Raw genomic sequence first — 1,354 nt, 5'->3', positions numbered from 1 at the left:
TTTCTAAATGGCGTATGTCGCCATGAACTGTGTCGTGCAGGCGATAGACTTGTTGTAAATTTTCTAAATGGCGTATGTCGCCATGAACGTTGGTATATCGAGATGCCAAAAGATGCCAATTTTCTAAATGGCGTATGTCGCCATGAACTTAATCTTGGTTTGCAGCGCTTGATTTAGCTGTTTCTAAATGGCGTATGTCGCCATGAACTTTTCAAGAACTTGAATGCTCTGAGCGTTGGTTTTCTAAATGGCGTATGTCGCCATGAACTTTTCATTGCCAGAATCAAATACCTTACCAATTTTCTAAATGGCGTATGTCGCCATGAACAGATCTGCAATCGTGTCGATCTTGTTAATCTTTTTCTAAATGGCGTATGTCGCCATGAACATGAAGACTGGGAGCGCATTTATACATCCATCTTTCTAAATGGCGTATGTCGCCATGAACGCTTATCCACAATCACGCCGCAGCATTCACTTTTTCTAAATGGCGTATGTCGCCATGAACTTCGCATTCGCATCTGACTTCGTTGCTGAAGCTTTCTAAATGGCGTATGTCGCCATGAACATATCGCACCGCGCAGCAATCTGGCATTTCTATTTCTAAATGGCGTATGTCGCCATGAACAATTAACAATCCAAGTTTTATGGCCACCGAAATTTCTAAATGGCGTATGTCGCCATGAACAGTGCGCCAGCACTAGCCTTTGTTCCAAGCTCTTTCTAAATGGCGTATGTCGCCATGAACAAGAACTAAGAGAGCGCATTTAAGCGCTCAGGTTTCTAAATGGCGTATGTCGCCATGAACTTGAAGTGCAGATTCTGCATCATTTAAACGCTTTTCTAAATGGCGTATGTCGCCATGAACTCAACATCCAGTGTTTTGCTAGACCGCATACGTTTCTAAATGGCGTATGTCGCCATGAACTGCTCCACCTTGAGTAATGGTAGATTTGCTGTTTTCTAAATGGCGTATGTCGCCATGAACCTTATAAGTAATCACAAGATACTAATTATTGATTTCTAAATGGCGTATGTCGCCATGAACATACTCCCCTTTCGCATCCTCACCTGTCTTTATTTCTAAATGGCGTATGTCGCCATGAACAGAAGATTTATGGCGCAATAAAAGATAAATCATTTCTAAATGGCGTATGTCGCCATGAACGCGCTATTGCTTTCAGTTGTATTGCCTGCACTTTTCTAAATGGCGTATGTCGCCATGAACATCAACAAAGATTGCGCCAACTTTCCCATATTTTTCTAAATGGCGTATGTCGCCATGAACATTTGCCACGGAAAGCCGTCATCTGAATCTGTTTTCTAAATGGCGTATGTCGCCATGAACTCAATG

General features: G+C 42.3%; 1 CRISPR repeat array.

Annotation, left to right across the window (positions count from 1 at the left end):
- Positions 1-1,348: a CRISPR direct-repeat array (repeat unit 28 nt; unit sequence TTTCTAAATGGCGTATGTCGCCATGAAC).
- Positions 1,349-1,354 lie beyond the last annotated feature (6 nt).

Source organism: Acinetobacter sp. CIP 102637, assembly GCF_000368425.1.
GTDB classification, from domain to species: domain Bacteria; phylum Pseudomonadota; class Gammaproteobacteria; order Pseudomonadales; family Moraxellaceae; genus Acinetobacter; species Acinetobacter parvus.
Note: the sequence above shows the minus strand (reverse complement) of the source record. Positions and strands in the feature narration are given on the sequence as shown.